15 protein-coding genes and 2 tRNA genes are annotated in these 17347 nt (G+C 62.2%); 10 read left to right on the forward strand and 7 right to left on the reverse strand.

The window, feature by feature from the left end:
* Genes glgX through PGB28_RS03835 form a run of 3 tightly spaced genes read left to right on the forward strand, consistent with a single transcriptional unit; the run spans position 1 to position 5691 of the window.
* On the forward strand, positions 1-2094 hold the full coding sequence (gene glgX / locus PGB28_RS03825) for a glycogen debranching protein GlgX (protein ID WP_271420158.1): 2094 nt from the start codon (positions 1-3) through the stop codon (positions 2092-2094).
* The gene (gene malQ, locus PGB28_RS03830) at positions 2091-4058 is read left to right on the forward strand and encodes a 4-alpha-glucanotransferase (RefSeq protein WP_271420159.1); all 1968 of its coding nucleotides are present in this window, start codon (positions 2091-2093) and stop codon (positions 4056-4058) included. The genes glgX and malQ overlap by 4 nt, the downstream gene beginning before the upstream one ends.
* Position 4059: 1 nt before the next feature.
* A complete protein-coding gene (locus tag PGB28_RS03835) occupies positions 4060-5691 on the forward strand; it encodes an alpha-D-glucose phosphate-specific phosphoglucomutase (protein ID WP_271420160.1) in 1632 nt (543 codons plus the stop codon).
* Between the two features lie 46 nt (positions 5692-5737).
* Here PGB28_RS03835 and PGB28_RS03840 read toward each other — a convergent pair whose 3' ends face one another.
* From PGB28_RS03840 to rimK, 5 genes are all read right to left on the reverse strand, one after another.
* Complete coding sequence (locus PGB28_RS03840; RefSeq protein ID WP_271420161.1) at positions 5738-6133, reverse strand: HesB/IscA family protein; 396 nt, start codon at positions 6131-6133, stop codon at positions 5738-5740.
* 17 nt (positions 6134-6150) lie between these two features.
* Positions 6151-6513 (reverse strand): SUF system Fe-S cluster assembly protein, encoded by a 363-nt coding sequence (locus tag PGB28_RS03845; RefSeq protein ID WP_271420162.1) that lies wholly within the window; start codon positions 6511-6513, stop codon positions 6151-6153.
* Between the two features lie 91 nt (positions 6514-6604).
* On the reverse strand, positions 6605-6880 hold the full coding sequence (locus tag PGB28_RS03850; RefSeq protein ID WP_271420163.1) for an NfeD family protein: 276 nt from the start codon (positions 6878-6880) through the stop codon (positions 6605-6607).
* The gene (locus PGB28_RS03855; RefSeq protein WP_271420164.1) at positions 6880-7767 is read right to left on the reverse strand and encodes an SPFH domain-containing protein; all 888 of its coding nucleotides are present in this window, start codon (positions 7765-7767) and stop codon (positions 6880-6882) included. Before PGB28_RS03855 ends, PGB28_RS03850 begins: the two co-directional genes overlap by 1 nt.
* 85 nt (positions 7768-7852) lie before the next feature.
* Positions 7853-9238, reverse strand: coding sequence for a 30S ribosomal protein S6--L-glutamate ligase (rimK, locus tag PGB28_RS03860; RefSeq protein WP_271420165.1), 1386 nt, complete (start codon positions 9236-9238; stop codon positions 7853-7855).
* A gap of 107 nt (positions 9239-9345) precedes the next feature.
* Between rimK and tgt the strand changes: the two genes are divergently transcribed.
* Both tgt and PGB28_RS03870 read left to right on the forward strand, forming a co-directional pair.
* A complete protein-coding gene (gene tgt, locus PGB28_RS03865) occupies positions 9346-10476 on the forward strand; it encodes a tRNA guanosine(34) transglycosylase Tgt (RefSeq protein WP_271420166.1) in 1131 nt (376 codons plus the stop codon).
* A gap of 150 nt (positions 10477-10626) precedes the next feature.
* The gene (locus tag PGB28_RS03870) at positions 10627-11577 is read left to right on the forward strand and encodes a class I SAM-dependent DNA methyltransferase (protein ID WP_271420167.1); all 951 of its coding nucleotides are present in this window, start codon (positions 10627-10629) and stop codon (positions 11575-11577) included.
* Between the two features lie 8 nt (positions 11578-11585).
* Here PGB28_RS03870 and PGB28_RS03875 read toward each other — a convergent pair whose 3' ends face one another.
* Positions 11586-12452, reverse strand: coding sequence for a hypothetical protein (locus PGB28_RS03875; protein ID WP_271420168.1), 867 nt, complete (start codon positions 12450-12452; stop codon positions 11586-11588).
* 406 nt (positions 12453-12858) lie between these two features.
* Between PGB28_RS03875 and lon the strand changes: the two genes are divergently transcribed.
* Positions 12859-15264, forward strand: coding sequence for an endopeptidase La (lon, locus tag PGB28_RS03880; RefSeq protein WP_271420169.1), 2406 nt, complete (start codon positions 12859-12861; stop codon positions 15262-15264).
* Between the two features lie 107 nt (positions 15265-15371).
* Here the strand turns inward: lon and PGB28_RS03885 are convergent, their stop codons facing one another.
* Positions 15372-15599, reverse strand: a complete 228-nt coding sequence (locus PGB28_RS03885; RefSeq protein ID WP_271420170.1) for a hypothetical protein — start codon at positions 15597-15599, stop codon at positions 15372-15374.
* A 199-nt stretch (positions 15600-15798) separates the two neighbouring features.
* Here PGB28_RS03885 and PGB28_RS03890 point away from each other — a divergent pair, with 199 nt between their 5' ends.
* The 4 genes from PGB28_RS03890 (at position 15799) to PGB28_RS03905 (ending at position 17271) form a co-directional block, all read left to right on the forward strand.
* Positions 15799-16245: an HU family DNA-binding protein gene (locus PGB28_RS03890; protein ID WP_271420171.1), complete on the forward strand. Its 447-nt coding sequence runs from the start codon at positions 15799-15801 to the stop codon at positions 16243-16245.
* A 58-nt stretch (positions 16246-16303) separates the two neighbouring features.
* Positions 16304-16378 (forward strand) — tRNA-Val (locus tag PGB28_RS03895).
* 125 nt (positions 16379-16503) lie between these two features.
* A tRNA-Val gene (locus PGB28_RS03900) sits at positions 16504-16579 on the forward strand.
* Between the two features lie 92 nt (positions 16580-16671).
* Complete coding sequence (locus PGB28_RS03905) at positions 16672-17271, forward strand: DUF6538 domain-containing protein (protein ID WP_271420172.1); 600 nt, start codon at positions 16672-16674, stop codon at positions 17269-17271.
* Positions 17272-17347 lie beyond the last annotated feature (76 nt).

Below are 17347 nucleotides of genomic sequence, written 5' to 3' on the forward strand. Positions count from 1 at the left end.
ATGCAGACCTATCCGCTCTCGGGGGGCAGCCCGGACAGGCTTGGCGCGCATCACGACGGCAATGGCGTGAATTTCGCGGTGTTTTCCGAGCACGCGGACAAGATCGAACTGTGCCTGTTTTCCGCCGATGGCAGCCGCGAAGAACAGCGCATTGCGCTGCCCGAACGCACCGGCCCCATCTGGCACGGCTATCTCGACGGGCTGCCCGTAGGCACGCTCTATGGCTACCGTGCGCATGGCACCTATGCGCCCGAACAGGGCCACAGGTTCAACCCGAACAAGCTGTTGCTGGACCCCTATACGCGTGAGATGCGCGGGCAATGGGTCAACCATCCGGCACTCTGCGGCTATGACGTGGATGCGCCCGAGGAAGACCTGTCTTTCGATCCGCGTGACAGCGCGCCCTTTGTGCCGAAATCCGTGGTGTCCGACCCGGCGCTGTTTCAGGGGCTTGCCGGGCGACACAGGACCGGCGGCGCGCGTGACCTGATCTATGAAGCGCATCCCAAGGGGTTGACCCAGGAGCATCCGGGCGTGCCCGAGGCGCTGCGCGGCACCTATGAGGGGCTGGCCTCGGACGCGGTGATCGACCACCTCAAGGCTTTGGGCGTGCAGGCCATTGAGCTGTTGCCGGTGCATGGGTTCATCGACGACAAGTTCCTGCTGGAGCGGGGGTTGCGCAACTATTGGGGCTACAACTCCATCGCGTTTTTCGCGCCCGAGCCGCGCTATTTCGGCCCCGAGGGCCTGCACGGCTTCCGCGCCATGGTCGACCGGTTTCATGCCGCCGGGATCGAGGTGATCCTCGACGTGGTCTATAACCACACCGCCGAGGGTGATCAGCGCGGCCCGACGCTGAGCTTCCGGGGGCTGGACAACGCCTCCTATTACCGGCTGAGCGCCGGGCGGCCGCGTTTCTATGTCAACGATACCGGCTGCGGCAACACGGTGAACGTGGCGCATCCATATGTGCTGCGCATGGTGCTCGACAGCCTGCGGTTCTGGGTCGAGTGCATGGGAGTGGACGGGTTCCGCTTTGATCTGGCCACGACGCTGGGCCGCGAGGATCATGGGTTTGCCCCCAATGGCGGGTTTTTCGACGCGTTGCGGCAGGATCCGGTACTGGCCGGCGTGCGCCTGATCGCCGAGCCTTGGGACATCGGTCCGGGCGGTTACCGGCTGGGCGAGTTCCCACACGTGTTTTCCGAGTGGAACGACAGCTACCGCGATACCCTGCGCCGCTACTGGCGCGGGGATGCCCACAGCGCGCAGGAGCTTGGCGCGCGGCTTTTGGGCTCGGCGGATATGTTCGACCGGGGCGGGCGGCGGGCCTGGTCCTCGATCAATTTCATCGCCTCGCATGACGGGTTCACGCTGGCCGATGTGACGCGCTACAACCAGCGCCACAACCACGCCAATACCGAGAAGAACCGCGATGGCCACCACAGCAATTTCAGCGACAATTGCGGGGTTGAGGGCGATACCGACGATCCCGCATTCCGTGCCACCCGCGCGCGCCGTCAACGCAACATGCTGGCCACGCTCTTTCTGTCACAGGGCACGCCGATGCTGCTGGCGGGCGACGAAATCGGCAATTCGCAGGGCGGCAACAACAATGCCTATTGTCAGGACAACGAGATCGGCTGGATCAACTGGGACAAGGCAGATGAGGCGCTTTTGTCTTTCGTGCAGCGGCTCTCAGAATTTCGGCAGGTCCATCCCAGCCTGCGGCAAAGCCGGTTCCTGCATGGCGGCAAGCGCGCGGCGGATGGCCTGCGGGATGTGGAATGGCGCGATTTTCAGGGCGAGCCGCTGGAATGGCGCGACCCCGGGCTTGCCGATCTCTGCGTGACCCTGCGCGGCTCCAGTTCCGCGCCGGAGTATGAGCCGCAGGATGACGCCGTGTTTCTCGTGTTCAACCGCAGCCCCGGCGAGGAAAAGGTCGTTCTGCCCGAACCGCCCGTAGGTCAGCACTGGATACGCAAGATCGACACTGACCGTCCCGATCAGGACTCGCAGGCTGAAACCGGCACGGTGACGGTGGCCGGGCAATCCGTTGTCGCCTTCGCGCTGGGGCGGGGGACAGAGACATGAGTGACGATCACACCCTGTCCGCGCTGGCCGATCTGTGCGGGATCGAACCCACCTATCATGACCTGCAAGGCGTGGAGCGCCCGACCAGCCCGGACACGCTGCGCGCGCTGGTGGCGGCCAACGGGTTTGACGTGTCAAGCGAGGCTGCGATGCGTGACGCGCTGGATGATCTGCGTCACCGGCGTGACGACCGGTGGTTCCCCGAAGAGATCATCGTCGAAAGCGGCGTGTCTCACCCGCTGAGTTTCGGGCTGGGGGCAGAATGGTACCTGTGCCTCGACGGGGACGATGCCGTGCAGGCCGAGGGCCAGCCCGCCGATCACATCACCCTGCCGCCCCTGCGTTCGGGCGTCTATGTGCTCACCGCGACCGCATCGGGGCGGACCGAGACGGTGACCGTGCTGGCCGCGCCGCGCAGCTTGCCGTCCGTGTCTGACCTGACCGGGCAGGGGCGGCTTTGGGGGTTGAACCTTGCGCTTTACGGGCTGCGCTCGGCGCGCAATGCGGGGCTGGGGGACTTCGCCGACCTTGCCAATGCGGCGGAGATCGCGGGCCAGAGCGGGGCCGGGTTTCTTGGCATCAACCCGTTGCACAATATGGGTTTTTCCGACCAAGAGGCGATCAGCCCCTATTCCCCATCGGACCGGGGGTTCCTGAACACCGCTTATATCGCGCTGGATGCGGTGCCGGATGTCGCGGCCTGTGATCTGTCTGCCCTGCAAGCGCTCCGGGATACCGACACGGTTCAATACGCTGCCCATAAACAGGCGCATACAGCAACGCTTGAAAATTTGTATCGCCGTTTCCGCGAGGGCGCAGGCGACGCGGCAAAGCAGGGCTTTGAGGCGTTCAAGGCTGCGCGCGGTTCGGGTCTGGCCGGGTTTGCCCGGTTCGAGGCGCTGTCCGAGCGGAACGGGGCCGATTGGCGCGACTGGCCAGCACGGCAAACCGCGCCCGATCCGGCGCGCGCCGACTTTCACTTGTGGCTGCAATGGGTCGCGGACACCCAACTGGCCGAGGCACAGGCACGCGCAAAGGCCTCGGGCATGTCGCTGGGGCTTTACCTTGATCTGGCGGTCGGGCCGCGCCGTGACGGCGGCGAGAGCTGGCGCGAGCAGAGCGCCATTGCCCGGGGCGTCTCGATCGGCGCACCGCCCGATCACCTGAGCCCGGCGGGGCAGAACTGGAACCTTGCCGCCTTTGCCCCCGCACAGATGAAAGCCCAGCGCTATGCGCCCCTGCGCCGCGTGCTGGCCCAGACCATGCGCCATGCGGGGATCATCCGGATCGACCATGTGCTGGGGCTGAACCGCAGCTTCTGGATTCCCGATGATGGCAGCCCCGGGGCCTATATCCGCCAGCCGTTTGAGGCGCTCATGGCGGTGATCAAGATCGAGGCCGAGCGCAACAATTGCGCCGTGATTGGCGAAGACCTTGGTCTTGTCCCGCACGGGTTCCGCGACACGATGCGCGCGCATGGCTTTTATGGCTATTCGGTCATGCAATATGAAAAGCAGCCCGACGGAACGTTCCCACGCCCGCAGGACAGCCCGCATCAGGTGCTGTCCTGCTTTGCCACTCATGACACGCCCACGCTGCGCGGCTATGCCTGCGGGCGCGATATCGATTGGTGGGAGCGGTTGGACTGGATCGACGCGGGGCAGGCGCGCGAGATGAAAGTCCAGCGCTTGCAGGAAGTCTCCGCACAATCCGCGGACGGCGATTTCGGAGCCATGGTACACACGCGCCTTGCCGCCTCCAACGCCGATCTGGTGGCGGTGCAGCTCGACGATATGCTCGACACGGTTGAGGCGCAGAACCTGCCCGGCACCATCGACGAACATCCGAACTGGCGGCGAAAATACATTGCGACCCTGGAAGAATTGCCAGACAACCCGGGCCTGCAGGGGACGGCCCGGATCATGAACGACGCCGGACGCGGCAACACACAGGAGGAGACCTGACATGAAGGTAGACACCAGAGCCACGGCACCGATCGAGGGTCAGAAACCCGGCACCTCCGGTCTGCGCAAGAAAACCCGCGTGTTCATGGAGCCCGAGTATCTTGAGAATTTCATTCAGGCCACGCTGAACGCGATTGGCGGTGCGGGCGGCAAAAGCTTTGTCGTGGGCGGTGATGGCCGTTATTTCAACCGCGAGGCCATCCAGACCATCCTGAAAATGGCCGCCGCCAATGGTGCGCGGCTGGTCATCGTGGGACAGGACGGCATCCTGTCTACGCCCGCCGCCTCCAACCTGATCCGGCAGAACAAGACCGATGGCGGCTTCATCCTGTCGGCCAGCCACAATCCCGGCGGCATCGACGAGGATTTCGGCGTTAAGTTCAATGCCGAAAACGGTGGTCCGGCACCCGAAAAGCTGACCGCGCGGATATTCGAGGCCACCACACGCATTGACCAGTACCAGATCGCTGAGGTTGACGATGTGGACTTGGCCCGCATCGGTGAGACCCGGCTGGGCGACATGACCGTGCGCGTCGTCGATCCGGTCGAAAGCTACAAGGCGCTGATGGAGACGCTGTTCGATTTCGACGCGATCCGCGCGCTTTTTTCAGGCGGATTCACCATGCGCTTTGATGCCATGCACGCGGTCACCGGTCCCTATGCGACGGAAATCCTTGAAAACACCCTCGGCGCGCCCTCGGGCACCGTGGCGAATGGCATCCCGCTGGAGGATTTTGGCAAGGGCCATCCCGACCCGAACCCGATTTGGGCCAAACCGCTGATGGACCTGATGATGGGGGCGGATGCGCCTGATCTTGGCGCGGCCTCGGATGGCGACGGGGACCGCAACATGATCGTCGGGCGCGGCATCTATGTGACGCCCTCGGACAGTCTGGCCATTCTGGCGGCCAATGCGCATCTGGCCCCGGCCTATGAGAAAGGCATCTCTGGCATCGCGCGCTCCATGCCCACCAGCGCCGCGGCCGACCGCGTTGCGGCCGCGCTGGGTGTGGAATGTTTCGAGACGCCCACGGGCTGGAAATTCTTTGGCAATCTTCTGGATGCCGGGCGCGTCACCATATGTGGCGAGGAAAGCGCCGGGACAGGCTCCGACCATGTGCGCGAAAAGGACGGGCTTTGGGCGGTGCTGCTCTGGCTCAACATTCTGGCTGTGCGCAAACAATCCGTGGCCGAGATCGTGAACGACCACTGGCAGACATACGGGCGGAATTACTATTCCCGCTTCGATTTCGAAGCTGTGGCCAGCGACAAGGCCAACGCCATGATGGACGCGCTGCGCGGCAAGCTGGCGGGTCTGCCCGGGCAGAGCTTTGCGGGCCAGACGGTCAGCTTTGCCGATGAGTTTTCTTATCACGACCCGGTGGACGGATCGCTGAGCGAAAATCAGGGTCTTCGGCTTGGGTTCGAGGGCGATGGCCGTGCGGTGTTCCGGCTGTCCGGTACAGGCACGGAGGGGGCCACGATCCGGCTCTATCTGGAGCGCGGGACGGAGCAGGGCGGTGAAACCAGCATGTCGCCACAGGATGCGCTGAGCGGCGTTTTGGCGGCGGCGCTGGAGATCAGCGATATGGAAGGCTTCATCGGCCGGACGACGCCAGATGTGACGACCTGACATGACGGGGATCGGGGCGGCGCTCAGGCGCGCGCGCCCCGAAATCTTAGCTCAGCTTCGGAACACCCTCGGGGAACTCTTCGGACAGTTCCTCGACATCCTTGAACTTGATCGATTCCCCGCAGCCGCAGGAATCGGCCACATTGGGGTTGCGGAACTTGAAGCCGCTTTCCAAAAGCGACACCTCATAGTCGATCTCGGTGCCGAACAGGAACATCTGCGCCATGGGCGCGATCATCACCCGCGCGCCATCCTGTTCGACCACCTCGTCATGGGTGTCGACCTCGTCCACGTAATCCATGGTGTATTCCATGCCCGCGCAGCCGCCTTTCTTGACGCCGATGCGCAGGCCCGCACGCCCGTCTTTCTCCATCAGTCTGGTGATCTGACGGATAGCGGCGGGGGTCATGCTAACAGCCTGTTTGCCGGGAATGCCGAACATTGTGCCTCTCCTCTGGCCTACATAAAGCCCAGTTCCAGCCGGGCCTCGTCGCTCATCATGTCCATACCCCAGGGCGGGTCCCAGGTGATCTCGACATTCACGTCCTTGACGCCCGCCACGGGTGAGATCGCATCGGCAATCCATCCCGGCATTTCACCGGCCACAGGACAGCCCGGCGCGGTCAGGGTCATGATGACCAGAACCTCGTTCTCTTCGCTGATCGAGATCGTGTAGATCAGGCCAAGATCATAGATATTCACCGGAATTTCCGGGTCATAGACCGAGCGGCACGCCTCGACGATACTGTCGAACAGCGGGTGGTCTGCGGTTGATGGCGCGATCAGGGGCGCGCCTTCCATGGGCGGGGTGGCGTCGTTCATCACGGGGCCTCGTGTTATTCCTTAGCAAACATATAGGAAATAGCCCCGGCTTCGTCCAGTGCCAGCGTTGCCGACTTTCCGGCAGGGCCGGTCAGTCGTTGATATCATGCTCGAAAGTTTTGACCTGCCCCTTGGGCAGGGCGAACATCCTGCGCAGCACCAGCCACGCCGCCAGCGACAGCCCCGCAAAGATCAACAACAAAAGCGGCGGTGACAAAAGCGCCAGCGGACCCAACAGCGCCAACCCCACCAGCGCCGCGCCGATCGCAAAGCCAAGGAAAAAGAACCCCGGCACCAGTGTTTCCACGATGGCCAGCACCAGCGCGAACGCCAGCCACGCCCACCAGATCGACAAGTAATCCGCCATCATCCGCGCCCTTTCAGCATCTTGAACGCGTCGCCAAAGGCTTCCAGCGCCTGAGCCGGGACAACGATGGTCTGGTTGCCCTGGCTCTGGCCCAGCGCGCCCATGGCCTCGACCTGTTTCAGCGCCACCTGGTATTGCGCGGCCTCCAGCCCGTTCTCGGCTATCGCCTTGGCTACAACGCTTGTTGCATAGGCCTCGGCATCCGCCTCGATGCGGCGCGCCTTGGCGGTCTGTTCGGCGGCATACAGCTCGGCATCGGCGTTCAGTTCGACGGCCCGGCGCGCGCCCTCGGCGCGGGTCACCTGTGCCCGGCGTTCGCGTTCGGCGTTGAGCTGCTGCAGCATCGCTTCGCGGGTGGCCTGATCAAGGTTCACATCAAGGATCTCGGCCCGGGTCACTTCGATCCCCCAACTGTCCACCGCATCCTCGACGCTGGCTTTGATCGTTGTGATCAGCGCCGAGCGGTTGGATTGCACATGGTCCAGCTCCATCTTGCCGATTTCGGCGCGCACGATGCCTGCGACTGTGGTCTCGATGGCGGCATCCACATCGCGGATCCGGTACACCGTCTTTTCCGGCTCGATAATGCGGTAAAAGACCGAGGTGTCGACCTGCACCAGCACGTTGTCCGAGGTGATCGCATCCTGGCTATGGGTGGGCAATTGGCGTTCGAGAATGGAGATCTTGTGTGCCACGCGGTCCAGAAACGGCACGATGAAATTGATGCCCGGCCCAAGCACGGAATGCAGGCGTCCAAAGCGCTCGACAACAAATTTGTCCGATTGCGGGACGATCTTGACCCCCTTGAGAACAATAACAATCAGGAACAGGGCGGCCAGCAGGATCACGACGTTTTCCTGCAGGAGATCAAGCACCAATTCTTCCATTCAAGCGCTCCAATATGGTATGCAATGGTATACATTTGGGCGCGACGGCCCGGTTTTTCAATATCTCGTGATCTGCAGCGGAGGTTTACTTGGTCTTGCGCCGCCGCACAGGCTGGGGCCGGACATGGGCCTCGATGTGATCATAGAGCATTCCGGCGATATTCTTGCCACTGGCTTTTTCGATACCCTCCAGGCCGGGCGAGGAATTCACTTCCAGCACCTTCGGCCCGGCCTCGGAGCGCAACAGGTCCACGCCCGCGAGTTTCAGCCCGAACACCTTGGCCGCACGCACCGCCGCCTCGCGCTCCTCCTTGCTGATGCGCACCACCTTGGCCGAGCCGCCGCGATGCAGGTTCGAGCGGAAATCGCCCTCGGCCCCGGTGCGCTTCATCGCCGCCACGACCTTGCCCCCCACGACAAGACAGCGGATATCCTCGCCCGCCGCCTCCTTGACGAATTGCTGGACAAGGAAATTCGCCTTGAGCCCCCGGAACGCGTCGATCACCGATTGCGCGGCCTTCTTGGTCTCGGCCAGCACCACGCCCTTGCCCTGCGTACTTTCCAGCAGCTTCACGATGAGCGGCGCGGTGCCCACCAGACCGATCAGGCTGTCGGTATCCTTGGGTGAGGCCGCAAAGGCGGTGTTGGGCATGCCGATCTTGTGCCGCGCCATGAGCTGATGGGCGAACAGCTTGTCCCGGCTGGACGCGATGCCCTCGGAGCCATTCACACAATAGGTGCCGATGGTCTCGAACTGCCGGATCACTGCCGTGCCGTAACTGGTGATCGAGGCACCAATGCGCGGCACCACAGCGTCGAACCGGGGCAGGCGCTTGCCATCGTAATGCACTTCGGGGGCCAGCGCGTTGATCGCCATGTAGCAGCGCGTTGTGTCGATCACCTCGACCACGTGCCCGCGGCTCTCGCCCTCGGCCACCAGCCGTGCAGTGGAATAATTCGCCTCGCGCGACAGCACCGCCACGCGCAGCGCCCGGTTCGGCGCCAGCTTGCGCACGCGGGTGGAGTGATAGACCTCAAAGCTCAGTTCGGGCTGCTGGAACTTCTCGGACGGCACCACGGTGACATTCTCGTTCAGCGCCTGCCGCCCCAGCAGCATATGGTTCGACATGCCCCGCCTGTCGGTGAGCGTGATCTCGATGGGCCAGCGCTGCCCCGCCACTTCCAGATTGGTACGGATCACATAGCGCGTCTCGGTCTCGCCATTGGAGCTTGTCACCTCGCGCCGGTCCAGCACCTCCGCCGAACAGGGGATCGACAGGTCATCGCGCCCCGGGATCGGATGCACGGCAAAGCGCACCTTGGGTTTCGAGGCCGGGCCGAACCGCTCGATGTCATAGGCATGCAGGGCCGAGGTCCGCGCGCCCGTATCCACCTTGGCCCGGATCGCAGGCAATCCCAGGTCCGGCAAGGACACCCATTCTTCCCAGCCCAGTTTGATTTCATCTGTCATATTTTGCTCCCGGTTGGCCCTTAGCGGTAGCAAGCGGGGCAGGGGGGATCAAGCGTCACGCGCTATGCGTCTCGACAACTACGCAGAAAACAGGCACATCGCGCCCCATGACCCAGAGCACCTCTTTCACGCTTCATGCCACCGATGGCCGCGCCCGGACCGGCACCATCGACACCCCGCGCGGCGAGATCCGTACACCCGCCTTCATGCCCGTCGGCACCGCCGCCACGGTCAAGGCGATGTTGCCCGAGAATGTCCGCGCCACTGGGGCGGATATTCTGCTGGGCAATACTTACCATCTGATGCTGCGGCCCACGGCGGAGCGGATCGCGAGACTGGGGGGCTTGCACAGGTTCATGAACTGGGAGCGGCCCATTCTGACCGACAGCGGCGGCTTTCAAGTGATGAGCCTTGCCAGCCTGCGCAAGCTGACCGAGGAAGGGGTGACCTTCAAAAGCCATATCGACGGCTCGAAACATATGCTGTCGCCGGAGCGGTCGATGGAGATTCAGGAGCTTCTGGGTTCCGACATCGTCATGTGTTTCGACGAATGCCCCGCGCTGCCCGCCGACCGCGACGCGATAGCCAAGAGTATGGAGCTGTCGATGCGCTGGGCGAAACGCTCGCGCGAGGCCTTTGGCGACCGTCCCGGCCATATGCTCTTTGGCATCCAGCAGGGCGGGTTGGAACAGGACTTGCGCGCCGCCTCGGCGCAGGCCCTGCGCGAGATCGGCTTTGACGGATACGCGGTGGGTGGTCTCGCCGTGGGCGAGGGGCAGGCGGCGATGTTTGCCTGTCTCGACTACGCGCCCGAACAACTGCCCGGGGACAAGCCGCGCTACCTCATGGGGGTGGGCAAGCCCGACGATATTGTCGGTGCCGTGGCGCGCGGCATCGACATGATGGATTGCGTGTTGCCCTCACGCTCGGGCCGCACGGGGCAGGTCTTTACCCGGCACGGGCAATTGAACATCAAGAATGCCCGCCACCAGGATGACCCGCGCCCGTTGGATGAAAACTGCTCTTGCCCGGCCTGCCGCAAGTATTCGCGCGCCTATTTGCACCACGTGTTCCGCAGCCAGGAGATCATTTCGTCCATGCTGCTCACATGGCACAACCTGCATTATTATCAGGATATCATGCAGGGCATGCGCGACGCGATTGCCGCAGGCACCTTTGACGCCTGGCAAACCGATTTCCATGCGGGCCGCGAACAGGGCGATATCGACCCTCTCTGATCCCGGCGTGCCCGGCGTCGCGACAGCGATTTGTCTTGACAGAATTGCTCCATTTCCCCTATCGGCGGCTTGCTGCGCGGCTCTGGCGCAGTATTCCCCCGCGCGCCCGGATGACGCACGGCAGACGGGGCCCACCGGAAAGCACAAGCGATGGTTGGAACGCCATTTCCTTCGGGCGACCTGTCTGCGGACCGTCGCGCGGCCTATGCTGAAACCATGGCGCATCTCGGCGAACTTTCCGCTGCTATCGAGGTTCTGTCAGGTGCGCTGAAGATTGCCCCGGGCTGGGCGGCGGGCTGGTTCCGGCTGGGCGAGTATTTCGAAGGCGCGGGCGCGCCGGATCAGGCGGCCGAGGCGTGGCGTCGCGCCATTGAGGCCGACCCGTCGGATCCTTTCGGCGCTGGGCTGAAACGCGACCTGCTGCTCAAGGTTCCGGTGGCCGAACGGATGCCTGCGGCCTTTGTCGAACTTCTCTTTGACCAATATGCCCCGCGCTTTGACAATGCGCTGGTAAACAAGCTGGCCTACCGGGGGCCGGAGCTTTTGACCCGCGCGCTGGCCGAGTCCGGGTTCGCCCATGCGCCGCGTGTGCTGGACCTTGGCTGCGGCACCGGGCTTATGGGCGTGGCCCTGCGCGAGGCCTGCGACTGGTTGGAAGGCTACGATATCTCGGGCCGGATGCTGGATGAGGCGGCGGCCAAGGGCATTTACGACCTTTTGGAAAAGCGTGACTTGGGGACGCTGGAACCGGTTCGCGCCGTCTTTGACCTGATCGTTGCGGCAGATGTGTTCATCTATCTCGGGGCGCTGGAACAGATCATCGGGTGGTGTGCCGGGGCGCTGGCGCTAAAGGGCCATGTCGCCTTTACCCTGGAATGGGCGGACAGGCCGGTGGAACTGAGGGAAAGCCGCCGGTTTGCGCATTCTCCGGACTACGTGGCCGACCTGCTTGGGCAGGCGGGGTTTCCTCAAATCCGGATGCGCGATTGCATTCTGCGGCAGGATCGCGGTGCTGATATCCGAGGCTTCTGCGTGGTGGCCTCCGGTCACCGGTGCGGGGTTGCGCCGGAGCGGGATGGCGACGCGGCAGTTCTTGCCTGACAGCGGGCCTAGGTCCGGAGCTTGAGCAGCCCCTCGATTGCCTCCTGACGACCCTCACCGATATAGGTGTTGTAGTCGGGATGCTCGAACAGGTGACCATAATAGATCTGGTGCCGGTAGGGCAGGTAATCCTGATGGATCAGGTTCTGGTTGCGGTGAATGCGCACCGCCTCCTGTTCGGCGTTCAACTCGGCAATGGCGCGCAGCTGGCCGTTATGCTCGCCATACATTTCCAGCTCTGAGCCCAGAACATCGTCGAAATACATGAAGATGCGCGGCAGGAAATGCTCGGGTTTGTCCGCCACCGCGTCAAAGATGCGAAAGCTTTCACGGGTTGAGGAATGGTAATCGGTATCGTTGAACATCACGCCGATGGGCGCGGGTGTGTGCGTCTCCAGAAATCCGGCAATGGTTTCGCGGATATCGCCGATCACCAGCTTGGCCTGCGGCACGCGCGCCTGTAGCGCGGGCTGGTCCATCTTGTATTGCTTGGCGGCGAACCAATAGGGCAGGTCATAAGCGCCTTCGGGCTCCGGCATGCCCGCGCCAGTGTCAAAGCCGTAGCACTCGACCGTCACGCCGGTCACGCGTTTCACGTCCTTGGCAAAGTCGCACATATAGGCCAGCCCGTTGCCGCCGGCGACGCCGAACTCGATGGCGGAAATCCGGTCATGGCCCAGCAGCCTGCCCAACCGCGCGGCATTGAGCATGCAATAGGCATAATGCGGGCGCTCCACCGCCAGCATATCCACCTGAAAATCCACGGAATAGTTCATCCGCTTGGCGGTGCGGCGTATCAGCCCCCGCGCCATGGCCCCCCAAAGCGAATTGCGGAATTCTCTGGAGTAGAGCAGATCGGAAATCATGGCCTTCATGGCGGGCACCCTTGCAACAGACATCCCGCGCCGGGCAGGGCCAGACGCGGGTTTGGCGGCAGACTGCCTGCGGGGCAGGGCGGGATTGTGGCAAAACGGTGCAATTTTCGCGAAATTGCCACAATTGCTCAAACGGGTTGGGGCGGGTGCGCCAAATTCTGTCGACAGAATTTGCAAATTCCTTGGAAGGAATTTGCCCGCGCCGGTCTCTGCCCCGGCGCAGGACATTCACCTTTTGACCTTTTGCCACCTTGCGCCGCCCGACAGCCACAGGCATTCTTCGTCGAATCCGGGGAAACAGGTTGAAATGGGGCGGTGCGCGCCCCACATTCACCCTCCTGACAGGAGCTGGTCAGAGCTGCCGCCAAGCGGGGCGTGACCGGCTTGCCAAGAACAAGGAAAGAGCATGCAAGAGCCTCTCAACTCAAGCTATCCCGTCCTGCCGCTGCGCGACATTGTCGTGTTTCCGCATATGATCGTGCCGCTTTTCGTGGGGCGCGAGAAATCGGTGCGCGCGCTCGAAGAGGTGATGGCCGATGACAAGCAGATCCTGCTGTCGAGCCAGATCGACCCCTCGGTCGATGATCCGGACGCATCCGGCATCTACAAGGCCGGCGTTCTGGCCAATGTGCTGCAACTGCTGAAACTGCCCGATGGCACCGTCAAGGTGCTGGTCGAAGGCGTGGCGCGCGTGCGCATCATCGACTACCTTGAAAACGAAGAGTTTTTCGAGGCGACCTGTGACTACCTGACCGAAATGCCGGGCGATCAGGCGTCGATTGACGCCCTGCAGCGCACCGTGGGTCAGGAGTTCGAGCGCTACGCCAAGGTCAAGAAGAACATCCCCGAAGAGGCGCTGGCAGCCGTGTCGGAAACCGATGAACCGGCCAAGCTTGCCGATCTTGTCGCCGGGCATCTGGGCATCGAAGTGGACCAGAAACAGGACCTGCTTGAGACGCTGTCGGTCTCGGAGCGGCTGGAAAAGGTCTATGGTCTGATGCAGGGCGAAATGTCCGTCCTGCAGGTCGAGAAAAAGATCAAGACCCGCGTCAAATCCCAGATGGAGCGCACACAGCGCGAATACTATCTGAATGAGCAGATGAAAGCCATTCAGAAAGAGCTGGGTGACGGCGAAGAGGGTGAGGGCGAAGTCGCTGAACTTGAGGCGAAAATCGCCGAGACCAAGCTATCCAAGGAAGCCCGCGAAAAGGCCGAGGCGGAGCTGAAAAAGCTCAAGAACATGAGCCCCATGTCGGCCGAGGCCACCGTCGTGCGCAATTACCTCGACTGGATGCTGTCGATCCCTTGGGGCACCAAGTCCCGCGTGAAAAAGGATCTGTCGCGCGCCGAGACCATTCTGGATGACGACCATTACGGTCTGGAAAAGGTCAAGGAACGCATCGTCGAATATCTGGCGGTGCAGCAACGCTCAAAAAAGCTCAAAGGCCCGATCATGTGCCTTGTGGGTCCTCCGGGCGTGGGGAAAACCTCGCTCGGCAAATCCGTGGCCAAGGCAACCGGGCGCGAGTTCATCCGCATCTCGCTGGGCGGCGTGCGTGACGAGTCCGAAATCCGTGGCCACCGCCGGACCTACATTGGCTCCATGCCGGGCAAGATCATCCAGGCGCTGAAAAAGGCCAAGACGACGAACCCGCTCATTCTGCTCGATGAGATCGACAAGATGGGTCAGGATTTCCGCGGCGACCCGGCCTCGGCCATGCTCGAAGTGCTTGATCCGGAACAAAACTCGACCTTTGTCGACCACTATCTCGAAGTGGAATACGACCTGTCGAACGTCATGTTCCTGACCACCTCGAACAGCTACAACATGCCAGGGCCCCTTCTGGACCGGATGGAGATCATTCCGCTGGCAGGCTACACCGAGGATGAGAAATCCGAGATCGCCAAGCGCCACCTGATCCCCAAACAGGTCAAGAACCACGGGCTGAAAAAAGGTGAGTTCTCGCTGGGCGATGACGCGCTGACCGATATCGTGCGCTACTACACGCGCGAGGCCGGTGTGCGGAACCTTGAGCGTGAGATTTCCAAGATCGCGCGCAAGGCCGTGACCAAGCTGATCAAGAAAGAAGTCGAGACGGTCGAAGTCACATCTGAGAACCTCTCCGACTTCCTTGGCGTGCGCAAACACCGCTACGGGCTCGCCGAAGAGGAAAACCAGGTCGGTGTCGTGACCGGTCTGGCCTATACGTCCGTGGGCGGCGACCTGTTGCATATCGAGGCGCTGAAACTGCCGGGCAAGGGCCGGATGAAGACCACCGGCAAGCTGGGCGACGTGATGAAGGAGTCCATCGACGCGGCCTCTTCCTATGTGCGCTCGATCTCACCGCAGATTGGGGTGAAGCCTCCGAAATTCGAGAAATGGGACATTCACGTGCACGTCCCCGATGGCGCCACGCCCAAGGACGGGCCGTCTGCCGGTCTGGCCATGGTGACCTCCATCGTTTCGGTGCTCACCGGCATCCCGGTGCGCAAGGACATCGCCATGACCGGCGAGGTCAGCTTGCGCGGCAACGCGATGCCCATCGGCGGGCTCAAGGAAAAGCTGCTGGCAGCATTGCGCGGCGGGATCAAGACCGTTCTCATCCCCGAAGAGAACGAAAAGGATCTGGCCGACATCCCGGACAATGTGAAAGAGGGGCTTGAGCTGATCCCCGTCAAACACGTGTCTGAGGTTCTCAAACTGGCGCTGGTGCGCGAACCGGAGCCGATCGAATGGGACGAGGCTGCAGAAGAGGCCGCCGCCCAGGCGCTGGCCTCCGGCGAAGACGGGGCAGCCGCGCGCGCGCATTGACGGTTCGCGCTACAGAAAAAGCAAAGGGCCGCGCATGCGGCCCTTTATCGTTTGTAGGTGACCCACAGTCCTGAGCGCCATGCGTCGACGGCAACATCCGGCAGCGGTCAGCCCCTGTCAGTAGTAGTGACCACCCAGGGGTCGGTCAGTGCGGTGATCAGCGCCACCATCGTCACGACCGTCAGCACGATCAGGGCTTCCCTGCCGGTGGTGTCAAGTGTCGACACGATCACCTGCTGCTCGAACTCTTCCGCGCTCATCTTCGGCTTCGCGTCATCGGCCATAGCGCCCGACGCGAACCCGGCGAAAAGCGACGCAATCATCAGTTTTGTCATGGATATGTCCCCCTTGGGGGGCGAACTCGTAAAACCCCGGCTGGCAGGCCGAAAGAGGCACTCGTGACGAAAAAAGACCGTGTCAGTTTTCGGGGAAATGCAAATTTATCAATCCAACCGGTCCTGTTTTGGAGCGGGGTGGATCATTGAGGTCACGATTGTTATCGTTTGGGAAACAATTCAGGCGAGCAGTGAGAAAATGACGAGTAAAACCACACCGAAACCGGCGCCGCGCGGTTCCAAGCCCACCGCCGCTCCCAAGACCACCCGAAAGACCACCGCCAAAAGCACCGCCGCCAAGGCGAAGGCGGCGGCGAAACCTGTTGAACCTGCGGCCAACTCCATTCCAGCGGCCCCCAAACCGGCCCCCGTGGTGGTCACCGAAAAAACGCCTGTCACCTCAGCGCCAGATCTCAAGAAACAGGAGCTTCTGGCCGAGGTCGTGTCGAAATCCGGCGTCGCCAAGCGGGACGCAAAGCCGGTTGTCGAGGCGATGCTGGAGATCATGGGGGATGCGCTTCAGGACGGGCGTGATCTCAACCTCAATCCGATGGGCAAGATCATCATCAAGAAATCCAAGCCCGTGTCGAATGGCACGGTGCTGACCACTCGGGTGCGGTTGAAACAAAAATTGCCCCAGACCTGAACTTGGGCGCAAACCCCTCTTGCACCGATCTGAAAGGGGCGCTAATACGCGCGTCACCGGGTGATTAGCTCAGTGGTAGAGCGCTTCGTTCACATCGAAGATGTCGGGAGTTCAAATCTCTCATCACCCACCATCATTCCTGAAACGTGCCCGTCGATCCGCCGATCCGGGCACGTTTTTCTTTCCCAGATGTTTTGCGCCTATCCGTCGAGAATCCGGCTTGCGCTTGCCCGCGTCCTGGGGCAAAAGACGCGGCACGGGTGATTAGCTCAGTTGGTAGAGCGCTTCGTTTACACCGAAGATGTCGGGAGTTCGAGTCTCTCATCACCCACCAAACTACCGCATCGAAATCGCAAAAGAACCTGTGAATCAGGGACATACGCCGCCTCAACTGGTACATAGAGGTGGTACACGATGAGATGCACGATGCCCCTGCCTGTCCTGATCGGATCGGCTTATTATCTTCGGGTCCATGTCCCTCGTGATGTGGTGGCGAACGCTTCTGGGGCGACTGTGTCTCTGCCCATCGGTGACCGCATCTGCCAGCTCAAGCTCACCACACATGCCAAGGTATCGCTGAGAACAAAGTATTGGCCCGAGGCGAAGAAGCGCTTCGCGGCGGCTCTGGCCGCGCTTGAAAGCCATTGGGAGGCGCTGAGACGAGGCCCTGTGACACTGTCACACAAGCAAGCTGTGGCGCTTGCTGGCGAAGTCGTAGCGACTTTCCTTGACATTCTCGACGATAACCCGGGTACGCCGGAAATGTGGGCGCGGGTCGCGAAAATGGACGGGGCGGCGAGGGCAGGCAGAAGTCATCCGCTCGCGGTGCCTACATCGCAGACCATAGCCACTGAAATGGAAAATCGCTTCGGGGGGCTGACGGATGCGGCGCTGGCAAGGCGCGGGCTACTCGTGGACGATGCCTCAAGGCGCAAGCTGTTGGAGAGGGTCGCGGTTGCCATGGGGGACGTAACGCCCGTGAATGAGCTACTCCCCAGTGTTTGGACAGTGTTCAGCGTAAATTAAGCTACTCTTTGCTCCTGCTGACCTGATTGGGTTTCGTCTTTTCTTAGCCAGTAGACCACGGCTGGGGGTTTGCCGC

It is taken from the genome of Primorskyibacter aestuariivivens (assembly GCF_028023675.1).
Lineage (GTDB): Bacteria > Pseudomonadota > Alphaproteobacteria > Rhodobacterales > Rhodobacteraceae > Marinovum > Marinovum aestuariivivens.